Consider the following 14978-nt stretch of genomic DNA (forward strand, 5'->3'; position numbering starts at 1 on the left):
GGTTCTATTGTACACCGGTGATTTCAACCTTGCCCACAACACTGGCACCGCTTTCGGCTTCCATCGTTCTGGCAACGACATCAGCCCGAACCTGGGAGCTCGAGGCAAGTTTCAGATCGTCGCAACTCAAACTGCCATTGTGCTTGCCCTCTAATGTAATCTTCTTGGCCGACAATGCACCATCGACGGATCCGCTCAACTGAACGGTAATCGAGCCAGCACTTACATCCCCAACGATTTGACCTTTGACGTCAACACTCCCCCCTTCTGACCTGACGTTGCCTTCAATTGTCAGGTCTTTTTCTACTATTGAACTTGCCACATTGAGATCCTCTGACTGAGTTCGCGGCAACCCTAAGACGGAAGCCGGGTTTTGACCACCCAAGTCAAAGGTGACCCGGTTCCCGGGCGAAGATCCGCCTCTAGCCAAATGCAAAAATGCAGGGCTGTTTTTTTAGGATGCCCTCTCAAAGAGGCAAAGGCGCGCACGAGAACCGAGCCCATACGCTGTGCGAATACGGACGATTCGATAGGGGCTTCACCTTTGACGATGCGGGCTTGATCCAGCAATAGAACGCAGCATTTTGTATACATCGAAGATGGCGTAGAAGTAGAGCTTACGCTTTTTGGACATGTTTCAGATACTGGGGATAGGCTCCTTGAGCTCAGCGAAGTAAGACACTTGTCCTTTGAAGATAGATCCAGGAGTGATTTCTGGGGCCGTCTTTTTTGCCCTTAGAGGGCGTGTAACAATCTTTGAAGGGCCTCTATTTGTCGGACTTTCCCAAGCACGGCCCTTTTTCCTTTTTGGGATGACGCGAATAAACCATTGCTCAATGACACATGAAACTCGCTTTTTCTTCCGCTGTAGGCTCTGAGCGGCCATCTGACGGTTCGAGACGCTCAGCCTAGACCACTGCAAGTATCGGGCCGTCCAAGAGTCGAACGATGTCACCGAAATAGCCAACTGATCGGGCAGGCAACGAGGGATTTGAAGTTATTACGACGGCGAGGTTTCGTTCAAAGTGCGCCGCGATGACTTGGCCGCCATAGCCTCTCGCTAGTGCATAGCCGGACGGCGATAAGAACCATCCGTATCCGTAAGCGAGGCCTGACCAGGGGGAGCGAGCGTGGGGTTTGGTTGAAGCCTCAATCCAGTTTGTGGGAATGATCTGAGTTCCTCGGAAAACCCCGCGATCACGCAGTAGGGTTACCGGCACTTGGAAACCCGTCTGCCTGGCACCTTGTTGTGCCAAATCCGTTTGGCAGCGATCCACGCTGATCTTGATGACACCGAGAATGCTGCGAAAGCAGTAGACGCAGTTCTTTCAATCGATCCTCAATTTTCAGTGCAAACCTATACTGGCCATATGGTCTACAAGACTGACGAACTGCGCAGGTTCTGGGCGGATGCTATGCTAAAGGCCGGTCTACCAGAGTAGCGCCGCAGTATTGTATTGGGTTTCAGAGATCAGAAGTTTGCTTCGGCTGCCACGAATTTGCGCAGCGCTTTCATATGCAAACGGAAAATCGGATCGGACCCAGTATCAAATAAGACAGCTGTTCGCCACAAGCCGCCATACATTCGTTGCGCAGCATCCGTCGATTTGGGCTCGAAGCGGTCGCTCGTAGAGTTTGGTCGAACGTCTGCTGTGTGGACTTTGCAGCCATCCACATTTTTATTCCAAAGGACCGCAGTCAGCCCTAAGCGGACATCCGTAACAAGGATTTGCAGCTCCTGCTTCGGACCATAGGCCGTCAGAGATTGATGGGAGGTGTCGTCAAACTGGTTAGGGTCGCCGTTGCAAGCAGGATCAGGACAACAGCCAACATCTCTATTGAAATCGACCGTCGGAGAACAATTGTCGCGCCACGCTTCTCAGCCCTGAGAGCCGGAACAAGTCTCAGCTTATTCAGCGACGCAATGCCTAGCAGGGCGGAAACGATCACGACCTTGACCAAAAGTACCAATCCATAGGCCGTTCCGAACAAGGCGGCCACTGAGCCCGAAAGCAGCCATGCGAGTGCCGCGCCTACTAAAATCAGAACGGCAACTCCGTAAGCAGCGACATTGCCAAAGTGGTGCAGTAGATCGGCCCCAGTTGGAGTGAGCGCCGCTTTGCGCAAAGGCAGGAGAGCGCCGACCCAAAACGCGGCAGCCAGCAGATGCAGAACCGGTAAGACTGCGAGAGCTGCCCTAGGTTCTCCGAGCGAGTGTCCCACCTGGGCGAAGGACATCGCTACGGCAAGGCTGCCCGCCAAAGCGATCCAGTGCCCTACGCGGGGGAGCAGGATTGCCAATATAGCGAGTTCACCTATTCCTCGCCAAATAGCGGCGGTGCCAAGAGGACTGTCCCAAACAAAACCAAGCATCATTGGGTCCGTCGCGCCCTCAAAACCCATTCCGGATATCCGCGCCGCTCTGATGCCGAAACGTAGAGCAAGCACGGCAAGACCGACAATCGCTGCACCGACCGCGAGGTGCTGCGCAAGCCGTAGAACAGACTCTTCAGCGCGCTTGGCAAAGAGGAGCGTGAACAGGGCACCACCCATCGCCAGCAGCGCCGCACCGTAGCCAAGTGCCTTCGCCAAAATGGCCAATACGACAACACCATCTATAGGAGCCAGTCCTGTCACTGAACGACTGTGAAAGAGAAGCTGCCCTGCATCGGGTGACCGTCTGACGCCATGCCTCGCCAGTCGAAGCGGTAGCTCCCGGGTGCAAGCTCTTCCAAGGGCATAGCACGGAATTCCGTGGTGGGGTCCATACCTGTCTCGCGCTCAATTTTGACGTCGCCATCGGGTGAGGTCAGCGTGACCGAGATGATGCGCATCGGATCATCGAACCGCATGGTAAGCTCCGGCACGTCCGTGACAGTCGCGCCGTCAGCCGGCATCGTTTCTTCTGACTTTGAATGCGCAGCCGCAAGCACAGGACCCATTGCTACGGCCAAACCGAAAAGAGTTTGTTTGATCATCTGAGTTTTCCTCTATTCGGATTGGGCATTCAGTTCATCGTGAAACTCACGAAGGTCATCGGGCCAGGTTGATTTGATAAAAGACAGCACCGCTATGATTTCGTCATCGCTGAGCACACCTTCATAGACCGGCATACCAGTTGCAGGCGCATTCTCCATCAGCCCGGCCAGGCCAAATTTGGTCAGGGTGAAGAGCGTTTCATCATCGTGATGCCACGTATGCCCTTTAGCGTCATGCGGCGGTGCTGGTAGCAAACCATCCTCGCCGCGTATCCGCCAGTTTGGCTGTCCTTCCAGGCGCGCTCCGTGGCAGGCAGCACATTGGTCCGCGTAGATATCTTGGCCAGTGGCGACCAGTTCGGCGTCATCCGGTGCCAGTACACCAACCGCTTTGGAGGGCTGGGCCAGAACGAACGCTCCGGCGAAACCGGCGAGCGCAAGCCCACCGGTGACCAATATTGTTGTTTGCCCTACCATCAGGTATCGAACGGCTGCGCGGTGCCCGCCCGGTAGTACACCATACCGGTCCCAGCCTCTCCCCCAAATGCGATGACGTCATAACGGGCGGACGGATCGTCGCCCATACCAGGGGAGCCCATTGGCATGCCGGGAACAGAAAGCCCTGTGATGTCAGGTCGATCCCTCGACACAGCTTCCAGTGCTTCGAACGGCACATGGCCTTCAAAGACATAGCCATCGGCTTCAATGGTATGACAGGATGCGAGGTTCAGCGGGATATACCGCGCTGACTTCTGTGCTTCGGGGTCCGTCAGTTCCTCAACAGTGACGGCGTAGCCACGCGCGCGAGCCAAGTCGGCCCATGCGTGACAACATCCGCAACCTGGTGAGCTGAGCACGTGCATTGGGGTGCCTGCACGGACGGGAAGAGCAGTTGCGATGAGAGCGGTTGCAGACAGTGTGGTGAAGTGACGACGTGTGATCATGTCTGTCGGTCCTTTGATGTGAAATTTGAACGGAATGCGGGCGAGCGCCCGTTGCCATTCAGGCTTTCGGAGGACCGGTGGGAACACCCAGTGCGAGGCCTGAAAAATCGGCTCGAGCGTACGTCACACCACCCACTGAGATCATCAATGGAGCATTCGGCGAAATCCCCGCCGTGGCGATAAGATCAACAAAACAGGATGTTGACCCCATGCCGCTAGTGTTGTCGCAACAATCCGCGACAGCTTTCTCGGCATCAGCCAATGGATCGTCGCCCGCCATTTGAGCATGATGACCGGAAGGATCCGATCCATGGTTCAAGCCATGCTTCACGGACGCTGCGGATGCGCCGGAGAATGCAACAACAAGAAGTATCGACAGGAGCAAGCGAAACATACCAAATACCTACTGGGGGTATGAGGTTTTGACAAGTTTCGAGGATGTTTCGCCATATATATCCTAGTTGCACCCATTTTGGGTGCACCACATCTCTGGATCATGCCCGGCTAAAACAGTGGAACATGGATCACCTGAAATTCCGGTAATACTGAATTTTGACTGACCTGCGTATTAGTCAGCAACGGCAAGGTCAGCAGGTGGGCGTTTAACCCAAGGTGTTGCCGGTGACGAAGGTGTACGAACTTTCGACCAGATCGATGACAACATCCAACTCTTCTGGTGTGGTCGGTGAATATATCATCACAAAGCCGCTCCACCCACGACGTTGCTTGGCCCAAGGGTGTGCAACGGCCCAATCAGCCTCAATTGCCTGTCGCGCCATTGCGGGGTGCAGCGAAGCGTGCAAGCTGCCATCAGGATGCATATGCGCAAATTCAAACCCACCAACGATAGAGTTCGGTTGAGACAACAACACGTCGGAATCAAGCTGAAAGCCAATCGCGCCAGGTAGCGAAATGCGTGTCGGTCCAAGTGTGACCCCTGGGAATTTCGCAACACGCTCCAGCAATAGCCGGGCCAAATCGGCATCAATTTCGACACCAATCTGAGTATGCGGTACGCCGCTTGTTGTTTCAGGACGGGGCGAGGTGCGCTCCGGCAACGAGCGCTCTTGTGCGAGTACCAACGGGCACGTCAAAGCCACTGCTGTCGTAGCAACCGCCAGTTGTCTCAGGAACACATTCATTTTGTTGTTAGCCCGTCAAAAGTAAAGATTGAGTGCTCAGCGCCGTATCGGTGCCCCTGCACACATCATTCAGCTTTTAACGCTTCGATATTGATCAAGAGCTCTATTTCGTCGCTCACTGCTGGTGCAAAGGCCCCAAGTCCGAATTCAGACCGCACGATAGTCGCCGTTGCTGCCAGCCCCAAGGTCGGCGTGCCCTCCTTTTCACCAAAAGGGTATGGCGCCGACTTGTTAAGCGTTGTTTCCAGAACAACAGGTTTGGTGACGCCATTCATGGTCAGGTCGCCAGAAATATTCGCGGAATTGTCCCCGGTCACTTCAATGCTGGTTGAGGCGAATGTGACCACGTCACCGTCACTCGCGCTAAAAAAGTCATCGGACATGAAGTGTTGCAAACGGGCATCCCAGCCCGTGATCATGGATTTTACAGGCATAGAAACTGTGACAGAAGAGGCAGACGGATCATCTTCGTTGAACTCTATCTCACCGCTAAAACCTGAGAACATTCCATATGTTTCTGAGAATCCGATGTGGTTGTAGCTGAACAATACCTGGCTGTGTCCAGGATCCAGCTCGTAGGTGCCACTCTCGGACAATGCGGGTGTCGCGCCCATCGATAAAAGTACCGCCAGCGGGGTTGCTGCTACTTTGAACATTGATACGCTCCCATTTTGACAAGACGTGTTTGTGGAATTGAGTATTGGGATTTAGGTGTTGGTCGACCATGCTTTTAGGACAAAGTGTTCTACCGTGCAACAAATTGTTCTATAGGAGGGGTGATTGAAAGAAGATCCCAGGCTGATCGCCACACGACAGGCCGCACTTGATGCGGCGCAAAAGATACTGATGGATGAAGGCGTGCTACACGTAACACATGGCGCAGTTTCAAAGGCAACGGGCATTTCCCGCAGTACGCTTTACAGGCACTGGGCAGATGCGCGCAGTCTGCGTGATGCAGCGTTCAGGCGCATCGCAACACCGCCGAACATACCACCCAGAACCGATGGCCCGTTGCGATCTGACCTGCGCTGGTTACTCGGAGTACTGATGGGAGCTTTGAATCACACACCATGGGGCCAAATCGCGCCTCAAGTTGTCGCTGCTGCGTCCACCGATGCAGAAGCGCGGTTGGTGATCACTGAATTTATGAAAGACAGGTTCGCAAGTGTTGAGGCCGTCTTTTCAGCTGCAATAGTTCGCGGTGAGATCACCGCTGATGTACCGGTCGAACAGTTGATAGAACTGGCTGTCGCTGCACCTTATTTCCGCAAACTGATACGTCACGAGACACTGGACGAAGATTGGTTGGATCAACATGTCGATCTGCTTTGCAGTATCGCGAAAACCAATTCGGGACAGTGACCATCACCTAACTTTGCAATCAAAGCGACCTACAACTGGCGCGAGATTACGACAGAACAGCAAGTTATGATCAATAGCCTGTCCAGCCACTTCCTCATAGCGGATTCTCCAAAAGATATCGGCAAAGAAGCGCTGTGATTGTTCGTCGAGGTTTGCAAAGTCTGCTTTCTGCGCAGTGCTGACATTTGTGCCGAACGCAACATCGGTCACTTTGGGCTCAAAGCGGTCTTGGGGCGCTGCAGCGGTTGGAACTGCTGCCCAGTCCCGAATACAGACATTGCAATATCCAAGTTGATCTCACGTTTTCATTGCCTTGGCCCAGAAAGCCGCCATTCAGTTTTCAGAAGCTGACGCTCGCAAAATTCGGGACAACCGGCGGCTCTGAGCCCAATTCTACCGCCTCGGTGATTTTGCGAGCACGGTAGATACGGTTCGCGTATTTGTACTTCTTGTGATCGCGATTGCGCCCAGCACTAAGGCACATGCAAAAGCTTGAGGTAAAGAGATGGCTTCGCCAAAAGCAAGATATCCCACGGCAAACATCGTGGGCAATTCGATGCTTCCAGCGACCGCAGTTTGGGAAGCCCCAATAACAGGCGAGCATTTCTTGTAGATAAACTGGGGTACGAAAGCGGTAACCAGACCAATACCAACAATGAAAAGCCAATCGGATTGTTCCCTTGGGAGAAGCTCTCCAACCTCAGCACCTACGATGAGCGGCGCGAGGCCCAGTACAGACCCCTGATCGCGACTTTCGTCACAGAGTATCAAGCGGAATACAACCGGCTCGCGGGAAATATCGAGAAGGATCGGAGCAAGGCGGAACGCAAGCTCTCCGGCGTGAAACGGAAGATCAATCAGATGACTGTCCGAATCTGCGAAGGCATGTTCAACGAAAGCATGAAGGACAAGCTCACAACACTGGAGCAGGAAAAGGCGTCAATCGAAATGGAACTGGAGACCATGGATGCTGAAGTCCCCGTCCGCCTGTACCCCGGCCTCTCCGACGTGTATCGCGCGAAAGTTGCCAAGCTAACCGAGTCGCTGAATGATCCAAACCTCAGGACAGCAGCAGCCGAGCATATCCGAAGCCTGATTTCGGAAATTCGCATGGTTCCCGAAGGCGATAGCCTTCAGATCGAGTTGGTCGGCGAACTCGCAGGCTTGATGGCGTTGTCCGAAAAGCAGAACGCCCGCAGCGATGCCACGGGCGGTTCTGTGACGCTGAAATGCGTGTTCAAAACTATTAGTTAATCTTGATGCCAGAGCATCCGTTCACTCCCGTGTTTGCCAACGGCTGCTCTGCGGCCAAATCGTGGAGCGTGACGCGGCGGAGCAGCGGAACAAGGCGCGCGCGCACTTTACAAAGAAGCGCGGGATGTCTGCAAAGAGGCCGGAAACTATGTCTCGATGAGTTTGTTCGAAAGCCTGATGTCGGACGAAGAAGGCCATATCGACTTCCTCGAGACTCAGATCGAATTGTTTGACCGCGTCGGAGCGGAGCTTTTTGCGCACCTAAACGCAACCAAAATGGAAGATGCCGAATAGTCGCTCCTGATGGCGCAGGGTTTGCGATACCCGTCAAGGAGGTGGGCATCGCGTGCCTAGGCGCACTCCTGCACGCCGAGGCCTATCAGATACTCACCGGTCACAAACATAAGCTCGTTGGGGCCGGCGAACCGCGCCTTGGACATGAACCATTTTCTGACAGGATTTGGGTAGTAGCTCGACAGTGACGCGCTTTTTATGGCGAACTCATCTTCCGTCATCTTTTTCCGGTTCGAACGATGGGGACCGTGAAACCCGAAGATCGTCTGGGGCGAAATGCAGACATCGCCCGCGCCCAGCAGCATGGTGCAGCTAGAGTGGCAGTAGTCTCCAATGATTTGAAACTGCGCGTCCGTACGGTTGGCGATTTCTATATGGACCATGCGATCCACTACCCGCCCCCCTGGATCATTGCCGACCTGTATCTCTTTTGAAGTTGCCGCCACGCACATCAGAAAGAGCGCCGCCAAAGCTGCCATGATGCTTCTCATCCGCCCGCCTGCTCAAGGGTGGAGTTTTCACTTTTATATTTCCTAACAGAAAAGCGGCCTCGCCGGAATGTCACGCCCGGACGTAAACGTGTCCTGTGCCTTCAAAGACCCACCCTGAACCAGAGGAAGTCTGCGGATTTCCAAGCATGGCGCTTGCAGCTTTATAAGCAACGAAGCTTTTCGGGCGTTGCGTATCCTGCCTCAGGCGCGTTTTTCGCCGATGGATACAACGCCCAGGATGGACAACACTTTGGCCTCGATCTGCTCGGCATTCAGGCCCGCAACCGTATACATGTCCGCAGGGTTGGCTTGGTCGATAAAGGTGTCGGGCAAAACCATGGACCGGTATTTGAAGCTTTGGTCAAAAACGCCTTCATCCGCCAAAAGCTGGGCAACATGACTGCCAAAGCCGCCAATGGCACCCTCTTCGATGGTGATCAACGCTTCGTGGTTGGCGGCCAGATCCAATATCAAATCGCGGTCCAGCGGCTTGGCGAACCTGGCGTCGGCGATCGTCGGTGTGATCCCCCGTGCGGCCAGAGCCTCGGCTGCTTTTTGCACTTCAGCCAGTCGGGTTCCGAATGACAGCAGCGCGACGCGCGCGCCTTCCTGGATGATCCGGCCTTTGCCGATTTCCAGAACTTCACCACGTTCGGGTAAGTCGACGCCGACACCTTCGCCGCGAGGGTAGCGGAAGGCAATCGGGCCATCATTATGCGCGACGGCGGTGGCCACCATATGCACCAACTCGGCCTCATCCGCTGCGGCCATGACCACGATGCCGGGCAGGTTTGACAAATAGGCTATATCGAACGACCCCGCATGAGTCGCGCCATCTGCGCCCACCAACCCTGCACGGTCGATCGCAAAACGAACCGGCAGGCGCTGGATGGCCACGTCATGCACGACTTGATCGTACCCGCGCTGCAAAAACGTCGAATAAATTGCACAGAAGGGCTTCATCCCGCCGGCGGCAAGAGCGGCGGCGAAGGTCACGCCGTGCTGTTCGGCAATCGCCACATCGAAACAGCGCGAGGGGTAGCGTTCCGCAAACAAGTTCAGCCCGGTGCCGTCGGGCATCGCAGCGGTGACCGCAACGATCTTGTCATCGCGCGCGGCCTCTTCAACCAGGGTCTTGCCAAAGACCGATGTGTAAGACGGTGCGTTTGAAGGTGCTTTCTTCTGCTCGCCCGTGACGACGTCGAACTTCGCTGTTGCATGGCCTTTGTCGCGGGCCTGCTCGGCCGGGGCATACCCCTTGCCCTTCTTTGTCAGCACATGAATGAGGATCGGGCCCGTGGCGCGGGCCTTGACCGTGCGCAGGACAGGCAGAAGTTGATCCATATCGTGCCCGTCAATCGGACCAAGATAAGAAAAGCCCAGCTCCTCAAACAAAGTTCCACCCACGGCCATGCCCTTGAGCATCTCCTTGGCGCGTTTTGCCCCCTCGCGGAAGGGTTCCGGGAGCAGTGAAACCGCGCCTTTGGCTGCGGCTTTCAGATCATGGAACGGTTCTTCTGCGTAAATTCGCGACAGGTAATTGGACAGCGCACCAACGGGCGGGGCTATGCTCATTTCATTGTCATTGAGAATGACGATCAGGCGTTTCTTCAGGTGGCCCGCGTTGTTCATCGCCTCAAAGGCCATGCCTGCAGACATTGAGCCGTCACCGATCACGGCAATCGCGTCACCCAATCCCTCGGGCGTCACACCGCCCAGATCGCGCGCCACGGCAAACCCCAGCGCGGCACTGATCGAGGTTGAGCTGTGTGCTGCGCCAAACGGGTCATAGGGGCTTTCGCTGCGCTTGGTGAAGCCGCTCAGCCCGTCCTTCATGCGAAGGGTACGGATACGGTCGCGCCGTTCGGTCAGGATTTTGTGCGGATAGCACTGATGACCAACGTCCCAGATGATCTTGTCGCGCGGCGTGTCGAACACGGCGTGCAGGGCGGTCGTCAATTCGACCACGCCCAGACCCGCGCCCAGATGCCCACCGGTGACGGACACCGCCGATATTGTCTCGGTCCGCAATTCCTGCGCCAACTGATGCAACTGTGCGTCCGAAAACTGCTTGAGATCCGCAGGGCGGTTCACAAGGTCCAGTAGGGGCGTATTCGGGCGGTCAGACATGTGGCGTTCCTGGCTTAGCTGTCCCGGGCAATAACGAAGCGTGCCGCGTCCTTCAAGGTTTCAGCCTTGGCACCGTATCCATCCAACGCCGCGCAGGCCTGATCGACCAGTTCTACGGCGCGGGATTTCGCGGCGTTCAGACCCAAAAGCGAAACAAACGTGGCTTTGCCCGCCTCGGCGTCCTTTTGCAATCGTTTACCGGCCTTCTCGGCATCACCTTCAATATCCAGAATGTCATCAGCGATCTGAAAAGCAAGGCCAAGCGCCTGGGCATATTGGCGCAAGGGTTCGGGATCTGCCTGGGCCAACCGCGCACCAGCGCAGGCGGACCATTCAATCAGCGCACCGGTTTTCCCAGCCTGAAGCGTGGTGATCTGCTCCAGTGTCAGTGGCGCGGCTGCTGTTTCAGCCGCCATATCCAGCGCTTGCCCCAGCACCATTCCCTGCGCACCGCTTGCTTTGGCCAGGGTTAGAGCCAATTCAGCACGAACCTCTGCATTTCCGACCTCGGGCCGGGTGCACAGCTCAAAGGCCAATGTCTGCAGGGCATCACCGGCCAGAACGGCGGTGCCTTCGTCCCACTTTACGTGCACGGTCGGACGTCCACGTCGCAGATCGTCATCGTCCATGCAGGGAAGGTCATCATGGACCAGAGAATAGGCGTGCAGGGCTTCGATGCCTGCCGCAGGCCAGATTGCCTGTGTTGAGTCGATGCCATGCATCCGCGCGCTTTCCAGTACCAAAAAACCACGTAACCGCTTGCCGCCCTGCGTGGTGTAGGCCATCGCCCGGGTAACATCCAATTCGTCCAGCGCGCTCAGAACCAGATCGAACTGAGCCTGAATCCGCGCGGCATCCTGCGCCAGAATTTCCTTGAACATTTACTGACCTTCGACAGGCGTCGTCCCGGTTGGCTGCCCATTGGCATCCAAAGTAATGGCTGCGACCTTTTCTTCAGCCCGCTTCAATTCGTCTTCGCAGCGTTTCTTCAACGCGGCACCGCGCTCATACAGCGCAATGGACTGATCCAGCGCCACGTCACCACGCTCCAACTGGCCGACAACGGCCTCAAGCTCTTTCATCGCTTGTTCGAATGTCATCTGATCAACAGGAGTATCGGTCATCGGGCTGCCTTCATCAGTTCTTCCACATGGGCACGAGTGGCCTCGGCAAGGGCGTTCAGATCATAACCGCCCTCCAAAGTCGAGACGATACGACCTTCACACAGCTCATCGGCGATCTTGCACAGCTCAGCCGTGACCCAGGCAAAATCGCCTGTAGACCAGTTCAAGTTGGCCAGCGGATCGTCTTGATGCGCATCAAAACCTGCCGAGATGATGATCAGTTCCGGCTTGAATGCGCGCAGTCTCGGGAAGGCTTGCGTTTCGTAAGCTGTCTGCATCTCGGCCCCACCAGTGCCGGGTGCCAACGGGATGTTCAAAACGGTCTCATAAGCGCCGGTTTCATCCGGGCGCCCCGATCCGGGCCACAGCGGCATTTGCTGGCTGGTGATCACCAGTGCACGTCTTTCGTCCCACAGCAGATCCTGCGTGCCGTTTCCGTGGTGAACGTCGAAATCGACGACGGCTACGCGTTTCAATCCATGATGATCCAATGCGTGCTTGGCCGCCAGCGCGGCGTTTCCAAACAGGCAAAACCCCATTGCCGTTTCGGTTTCGGCATGGTGACCGGGCGGGCGGATGGCGCAAAACGCATTCGAGGCTTCGCCACCCAAAACCATATCCACCGCCCGCACAACCGCACCGGCAGCCCGGTAAGCCGCGTCCACCGACCCCGGAGACATGAAGGTGTCGCCGTCAATCTGTTTGAAGCCATCGGAGGGTCTGTTGTTACGGATTTCACGGATATGGCTTTCCGGATGCACGCGCAGCAAGTCATCATCCGCGGCCAAAGGGGCGGTTACACGTGTCAGTTCCAAGCCTTCTAATGCGTGAAGAATGTGCTCTAACCGCGCCACCCTCTCGGGGTGACCTTGCGGTGTCACGTGATCAAGGCAATCGGCGTGGGTCAAAAGGGCGGTTGTCATCGGGATCCCATCTTCATCTGGCCAAAAATATCCTCGCCCAAGGCAAGAAAGCGCCGCGGCTGAATCAATCTGGTGCCAGCATATATCCGGCGCCGCGGACGGTCTGCAGGTAACGCGGCTGCTTGGGGTCTTGTTCGATCTTGCGGCGCAGACGGGTGATCTGAACGTCCACCGCGCGTTCCTGCGCCTGACCCTTGTCGCGGCCCAGATCTTCGACCAGTTTGGTTCGGCTGATCGGCTCTCCGGGCTGGGCCGAAAAAATCTTCATCAACTGGCTTTCGGTCGCCGTCAGGCGCACCGGGTCTTCGCCCTGCCACATCTCGCCACGCTCGATATCGTACCGGATCGGACCAAGATGCAGTATCTTCGCCGTCGCGTCCTGCGCAGGCGTTTCCGGCACCCGCCGCAGGATCGCATTGATCCGCAACAACAGCTCTTTTGGCTCGAACGGTTTGGCCAAGTAGTCATCTGCACCGGCCTCAAGCCCGGCAATGCGATGTTCGGTTTCGCCGCGCGCGGTCAACAGCAGGATAGGAGTGGTATGGGTTTCGCGCAGCGCCTTGGTCAGGCTGACCCCATCCTCGCCGGGCATCATCACGTCCAGCACGATCATGTCGAAATCCAACCCCGAAAGCACCCGCCGTGCATGTGCTGCATCCCTTGCAGCCGTGACCAGAAATCCGTTCCGCATCAGAAACTTCTTCAACAGATCGCGAATGCGCTCGTCATCGTCGACGATCAGCAGATGGGCATCCATTTCGTTCATGAGGTGGTATCCCGCAGTTTCGTATAGGCATGACGCATATCAGCATCCATCATTGCTTCAAGCACTTTACGAAACCCCGACACAGCCTCGGGTCCCGCCTTTTTGTACGCCGCACGCATTCGAACGCGCTGGGCCTCAGACAGTTTGGCCTCTAGCGCCTTGCCCTGCTCTGTCAGAAATAGGTGTCTTTCGCGTTTGTCCACTGATCCGACCCGGCTTTCGACCAGACCGTCGTCGATCAACGTCCGCAAAACCCTGTTCAGAGACTGTTTTGTTACGCCCAGAATGGCCAGAAGGTTGTTGACAGTCGTACCCGGTGCGCGGTTGATGAAGTGGATTGCCCGGTGGTGCGCCCGTCCATAGGCCATTTCGGTCAGTATGCGATCAGGATCTGCGGTAAAGCCGCGATAGGCGAAAAACATCGCCTCGATCCCCTGCCGCAACTGTTCGTCGGTCAAAAACAACAGGCTCTCGCCACCAAAGGCTGGGGCGGGGCGGGTATCCGACATAGTATGCCTCATTCGTTACTCGACCCGAGTTTATGTCAGCGTTATTGACATTCCAAGAGTGGACGGGTATCGAATCGCAGTTTTTGCGCAACTTTATGTCCGATGTGGACTTAATTTACGCAATAATCGGAAATTGATCCCATGTCAGGAGGTTTCGCATGGCGGGGTATGATGATCGTGATGGCGTCATCTGGTTGGATGGCAAACTGGTGCCTTGGCGCGAAGCCAATGTGCATATCCTGTCCCACGCGATGCACTATGCGTCTTCGGTGTTCGAAGGTGAACGTGCTTATAACGGCAAGATTTTCAAAAGTCGCGAACATTCTGAACGTTTGATTGCCTCGGCCGAAGCGCTGGACATGCCTATGCCCTATTCGGTGGATGACATCGAGGCCGCCAAGGACGAAGCGCTGAAAGCCAGCGGTCTGCAGGACGCCTACGTCCGTGCGCTGGTCTGGCGTGGTTCGGGGGAAGACATGGGTGTGGCATCAGCCAAGAACCCGGTCCGGATGGCCGTCGCCGTGTGGCCTTGGGGCGCCTATTATGGTGACGCCAAGATGCAGGGCGCCAAGCTGGATATCGCGGAATGGAAACGCCCCAGCCCGGAAACCATCCCGGTGCACGCCAAGGCGGCGGGTCTCTATATGATCTGCACCATCTCGAAACATAAGGCCGAGGCCAAGGGCTGCTCGGACGCGCTGTTCATGGATTGGCGCGGTTACGTGGCCGAGGCGACCGGTGCGAATGTGTTCTTCGTGAAAGATGGTGAAGTTCATACGCCCCTGGCCGATTGCTTCCTGAACGGGATCACGCGCCAGACCGTCATTCAGATGCTGAAAGACAAAGGTATCACCGTCCACGAGCGCCGCATCAAGCCCGAGGAAATGGCGGATTTCGAACAGTGCTGGCTGACCGGCACCGCAGCTGAGGTGACCCCGGTGGGCCAGATCGGCGATTATACGTTTGAGGTCGGAGACCTGACCCGCGAGATCGCGGCAGATTATGAGGCGCTCGTGCGCGCTTGATCGGATCTTGCAGCTGTGATTGAAGCCCTTGCGTTT

At 56.1% G+C, this 14978-nt stretch carries 20 protein-coding genes and 1 pseudogene; 5 read left to right on the plus strand and 16 right to left on the minus strand.

Features of this window, described 5'->3' with window-relative positions:
• Positions 1-4 precede the first annotated feature (4 nt).
• On the minus strand, positions 5-322 hold the full coding sequence (locus RUA4292_RS19645) for a bactofilin family protein (RefSeq protein ID WP_058279127.1): 318 nt from the start codon (positions 320-322) through the stop codon (positions 5-7).
• An 898-nt stretch (positions 323-1220) separates the two neighbouring features.
• Here RUA4292_RS19645 and RUA4292_RS19650 point away from each other — a divergent pair.
• Positions 1221-1442: a hypothetical protein gene (locus RUA4292_RS19650; protein WP_058279128.1), complete on the plus strand. Its 222-nt coding sequence runs from the start codon at positions 1221-1223 to the stop codon at positions 1440-1442.
• A gap of 316 nt (positions 1443-1758) precedes the next feature.
• Here RUA4292_RS19650 and RUA4292_RS19655 read toward each other — a convergent pair whose 3' ends face one another.
• From RUA4292_RS19655 to RUA4292_RS19685, 7 genes are all read right to left on the minus strand, one after another.
• Positions 1759-2637: a CopD family protein gene (locus RUA4292_RS19655; protein ID WP_058279129.1), complete on the minus strand. Its 879-nt coding sequence runs from the start codon at positions 2635-2637 to the stop codon at positions 1759-1761.
• Positions 2634-2978 carry a copper resistance CopC family protein gene (locus RUA4292_RS19660; protein WP_233493505.1) on the minus strand — a complete coding sequence of 115 codons (345 nt, stop codon included), beginning with the start codon at positions 2976-2978 and terminating at the stop codon, positions 2634-2636. Before RUA4292_RS19660 ends, RUA4292_RS19655 begins: the two co-directional genes overlap by 4 nt.
• Positions 2979-2990: 12 nt before the next feature.
• Positions 2991-3455: a c-type cytochrome gene (locus tag RUA4292_RS19665; RefSeq protein ID WP_058279130.1), complete on the minus strand. Its 465-nt coding sequence runs from the start codon at positions 3453-3455 to the stop codon at positions 2991-2993.
• Positions 3455-3922, minus strand: coding sequence for a DUF411 domain-containing protein (locus RUA4292_RS19670; protein ID WP_058279131.1), 468 nt, complete (start codon positions 3920-3922; stop codon positions 3455-3457). Before RUA4292_RS19670 ends, RUA4292_RS19665 begins: the two co-directional genes overlap by 1 nt.
• A gap of 58 nt (positions 3923-3980) precedes the next feature.
• A complete protein-coding gene (locus RUA4292_RS19675) occupies positions 3981-4316 on the minus strand; it encodes a hypothetical protein (protein WP_058279132.1) in 336 nt (111 codons plus the stop codon).
• 208 nt (positions 4317-4524) lie between these two features.
• Positions 4525-5064: a luciferase domain-containing protein gene (locus RUA4292_RS19680; protein WP_058279133.1), complete on the minus strand. Its 540-nt coding sequence runs from the start codon at positions 5062-5064 to the stop codon at positions 4525-4527.
• Between the two features lie 65 nt (positions 5065-5129).
• Positions 5130-5720 (minus strand): YceI family protein, encoded by a 591-nt coding sequence (locus RUA4292_RS19685; RefSeq protein ID WP_058279134.1) that lies wholly within the window; start codon positions 5718-5720, stop codon positions 5130-5132.
• Between the two features lie 124 nt (positions 5721-5844).
• On the opposite strand from RUA4292_RS19685, the gene RUA4292_RS19690 reads away from it, so the two are divergent.
• Positions 5845-6426, plus strand: a complete 582-nt coding sequence (locus RUA4292_RS19690; protein WP_058279135.1) for a TetR/AcrR family transcriptional regulator — start codon at positions 5845-5847, stop codon at positions 6424-6426.
• A gap of 3 nt (positions 6427-6429) precedes the next feature.
• Here RUA4292_RS19690 and RUA4292_RS19695 read toward each other — a convergent pair whose 3' ends face one another.
• Positions 6430-6636 carry a hypothetical protein gene (locus RUA4292_RS19695; RefSeq protein ID WP_058279136.1) on the minus strand — a complete coding sequence of 69 codons (207 nt, stop codon included), beginning with the start codon at positions 6634-6636 and terminating at the stop codon, positions 6430-6432.
• 462 nt (positions 6637-7098) lie between these two features.
• Here RUA4292_RS19695 and RUA4292_RS24620 point away from each other — a divergent pair, with 462 nt between their 5' ends.
• Together RUA4292_RS24620 and RUA4292_RS19705 are read left to right on the plus strand one after the other, a co-directional pair.
• Positions 7099-7680 carry a hypothetical protein gene (locus tag RUA4292_RS24620; protein ID WP_158507071.1) on the plus strand — a complete coding sequence of 194 codons (582 nt, stop codon included), beginning with the start codon at positions 7099-7101 and terminating at the stop codon, positions 7678-7680.
• Between the two features lie 81 nt (positions 7681-7761).
• Positions 7762-7974 (plus strand): annotated as a pseudogene (locus tag RUA4292_RS19705) (ferritin-like domain-containing protein); the annotation flags it as partial.
• 56 nt (positions 7975-8030) lie between these two features.
• On the opposite strand, the gene RUA4292_RS19710 reads toward RUA4292_RS19705, so the two are convergent.
• From RUA4292_RS19710 to RUA4292_RS19740, 7 genes are all read right to left on the minus strand, one after another.
• Positions 8031-8453, minus strand: a complete 423-nt coding sequence (locus RUA4292_RS19710; protein ID WP_145975027.1) for a hypothetical protein — start codon at positions 8451-8453, stop codon at positions 8031-8033.
• Positions 8454-8666: 213 nt separating this feature from the next.
• Positions 8667-10595, minus strand: a complete 1929-nt coding sequence (dxs, locus tag RUA4292_RS19715; RefSeq protein WP_058279139.1) for a 1-deoxy-D-xylulose-5-phosphate synthase — start codon at positions 10593-10595, stop codon at positions 8667-8669.
• 14 nt (positions 10596-10609) lie between these two features.
• Entirely contained in the window at positions 10610-11476 is an 867-nt protein-coding gene (locus RUA4292_RS19720) for a polyprenyl synthetase family protein (protein ID WP_058279140.1), read from the minus strand.
• A complete protein-coding gene (locus RUA4292_RS19725; RefSeq protein ID WP_058272726.1) occupies positions 11477-11719 on the minus strand; it encodes an exodeoxyribonuclease VII small subunit in 243 nt (80 codons plus the stop codon).
• Entirely contained in the window at positions 11716-12642 is a 927-nt protein-coding gene (locus RUA4292_RS19730; RefSeq protein ID WP_058279141.1) for a histone deacetylase family protein, read from the minus strand. The genes RUA4292_RS19725 and RUA4292_RS19730 overlap by 4 nt, the downstream gene beginning before the upstream one ends.
• A gap of 64 nt (positions 12643-12706) precedes the next feature.
• Complete coding sequence (locus RUA4292_RS19735) at positions 12707-13408, minus strand: response regulator (RefSeq protein ID WP_058279142.1); 702 nt, start codon at positions 13406-13408, stop codon at positions 12707-12709.
• Positions 13405-13917 carry a MarR family winged helix-turn-helix transcriptional regulator gene (locus tag RUA4292_RS19740; RefSeq protein WP_058272723.1) on the minus strand — a complete coding sequence of 171 codons (513 nt, stop codon included), beginning with the start codon at positions 13915-13917 and terminating at the stop codon, positions 13405-13407. Before RUA4292_RS19740 ends, RUA4292_RS19735 begins: the two co-directional genes overlap by 4 nt.
• A 158-nt stretch (positions 13918-14075) precedes the next feature.
• On the opposite strand from RUA4292_RS19740, the gene RUA4292_RS19745 reads away from it, so the two are divergent.
• Positions 14076-14942 carry a branched-chain amino acid aminotransferase gene (locus RUA4292_RS19745; protein WP_058272722.1) on the plus strand — a complete coding sequence of 289 codons (867 nt, stop codon included), beginning with the start codon at positions 14076-14078 and terminating at the stop codon, positions 14940-14942.
• The last annotated feature ends 36 nt before the right edge of the window (positions 14943-14978 follow it).

This window comes from Ruegeria atlantica (assembly GCF_001458195.1).
Lineage (GTDB): Bacteria > Pseudomonadota > Alphaproteobacteria > Rhodobacterales > Rhodobacteraceae > Ruegeria > Ruegeria atlantica.

Excerpts from the sequence above, each read along its gene's own strand:
- RUA4292_RS19735 (WP_058279142.1), bottom strand. The coding sequence starts at position 13,408 with ATGAACGAAATGGATGCCCATCTGCTGATCGTCGACGATGACGAGCGC.
- RUA4292_RS19675 (WP_058279132.1), bottom strand. The coding sequence starts at position 4,316 with ATGTTTCGCTTGCTCCTGTCGATACTTCTTGTTGTTGCATTCTCCGGC.
- RUA4292_RS19685 (WP_058279134.1), bottom strand. The coding sequence starts at position 5,720 with ATGTTCAAAGTAGCAGCAACCCCGCTGGCGGTACTTTTATCGATGGGC.
- RUA4292_RS19725 (WP_058272726.1), bottom strand. The coding sequence starts at position 11,719 with ATGACCGATACTCCTGTTGATCAGATGACATTCGAACAAGCGATGAAA.
- RUA4292_RS19710 (WP_145975027.1), bottom strand. The coding sequence starts at position 8,453 with ATGGCAGCTTTGGCGGCGCTCTTTCTGATGTGCGTGGCGGCAACTTCA.
- RUA4292_RS19660 (WP_233493505.1), bottom strand. The coding sequence starts at position 2,978 with ATGATCAAACAAACTCTTTTCGGTTTGGCCGTAGCAATGGGTCCTGTG.
- dxs (WP_058279139.1), bottom strand. The coding sequence starts at position 10,595 with ATGTCTGACCGCCCGAATACGCCCCTACTGGACCTTGTGAACCGCCCT.
- RUA4292_RS19740 (WP_058272723.1), bottom strand. The coding sequence starts at position 13,917 with ATGTCGGATACCCGCCCCGCCCCAGCCTTTGGTGGCGAGAGCCTGTTG.
- RUA4292_RS19745 (WP_058272722.1), top strand. The coding sequence starts at position 14,076 with ATGGCGGGGTATGATGATCGTGATGGCGTCATCTGGTTGGATGGCAAA.
- RUA4292_RS19730 (WP_058279141.1), bottom strand. The coding sequence starts at position 12,642 with ATGACAACCGCCCTTTTGACCCACGCCGATTGCCTTGATCACGTGACA.
- RUA4292_RS19665 (WP_058279130.1), bottom strand. The coding sequence starts at position 3,455 with ATGGTAGGGCAAACAACAATATTGGTCACCGGTGGGCTTGCGCTCGCC.
- RUA4292_RS19680 (WP_058279133.1), bottom strand. The coding sequence starts at position 5,064 with ATGAATGTGTTCCTGAGACAACTGGCGGTTGCTACGACAGCAGTGGCT.
- RUA4292_RS19720 (WP_058279140.1), bottom strand. The coding sequence starts at position 11,476 with ATGTTCAAGGAAATTCTGGCGCAGGATGCCGCGCGGATTCAGGCTCAG.
- RUA4292_RS19670 (WP_058279131.1), bottom strand. The coding sequence starts at position 3,922 with ATGATCACACGTCGTCACTTCACCACACTGTCTGCAACCGCTCTCATC.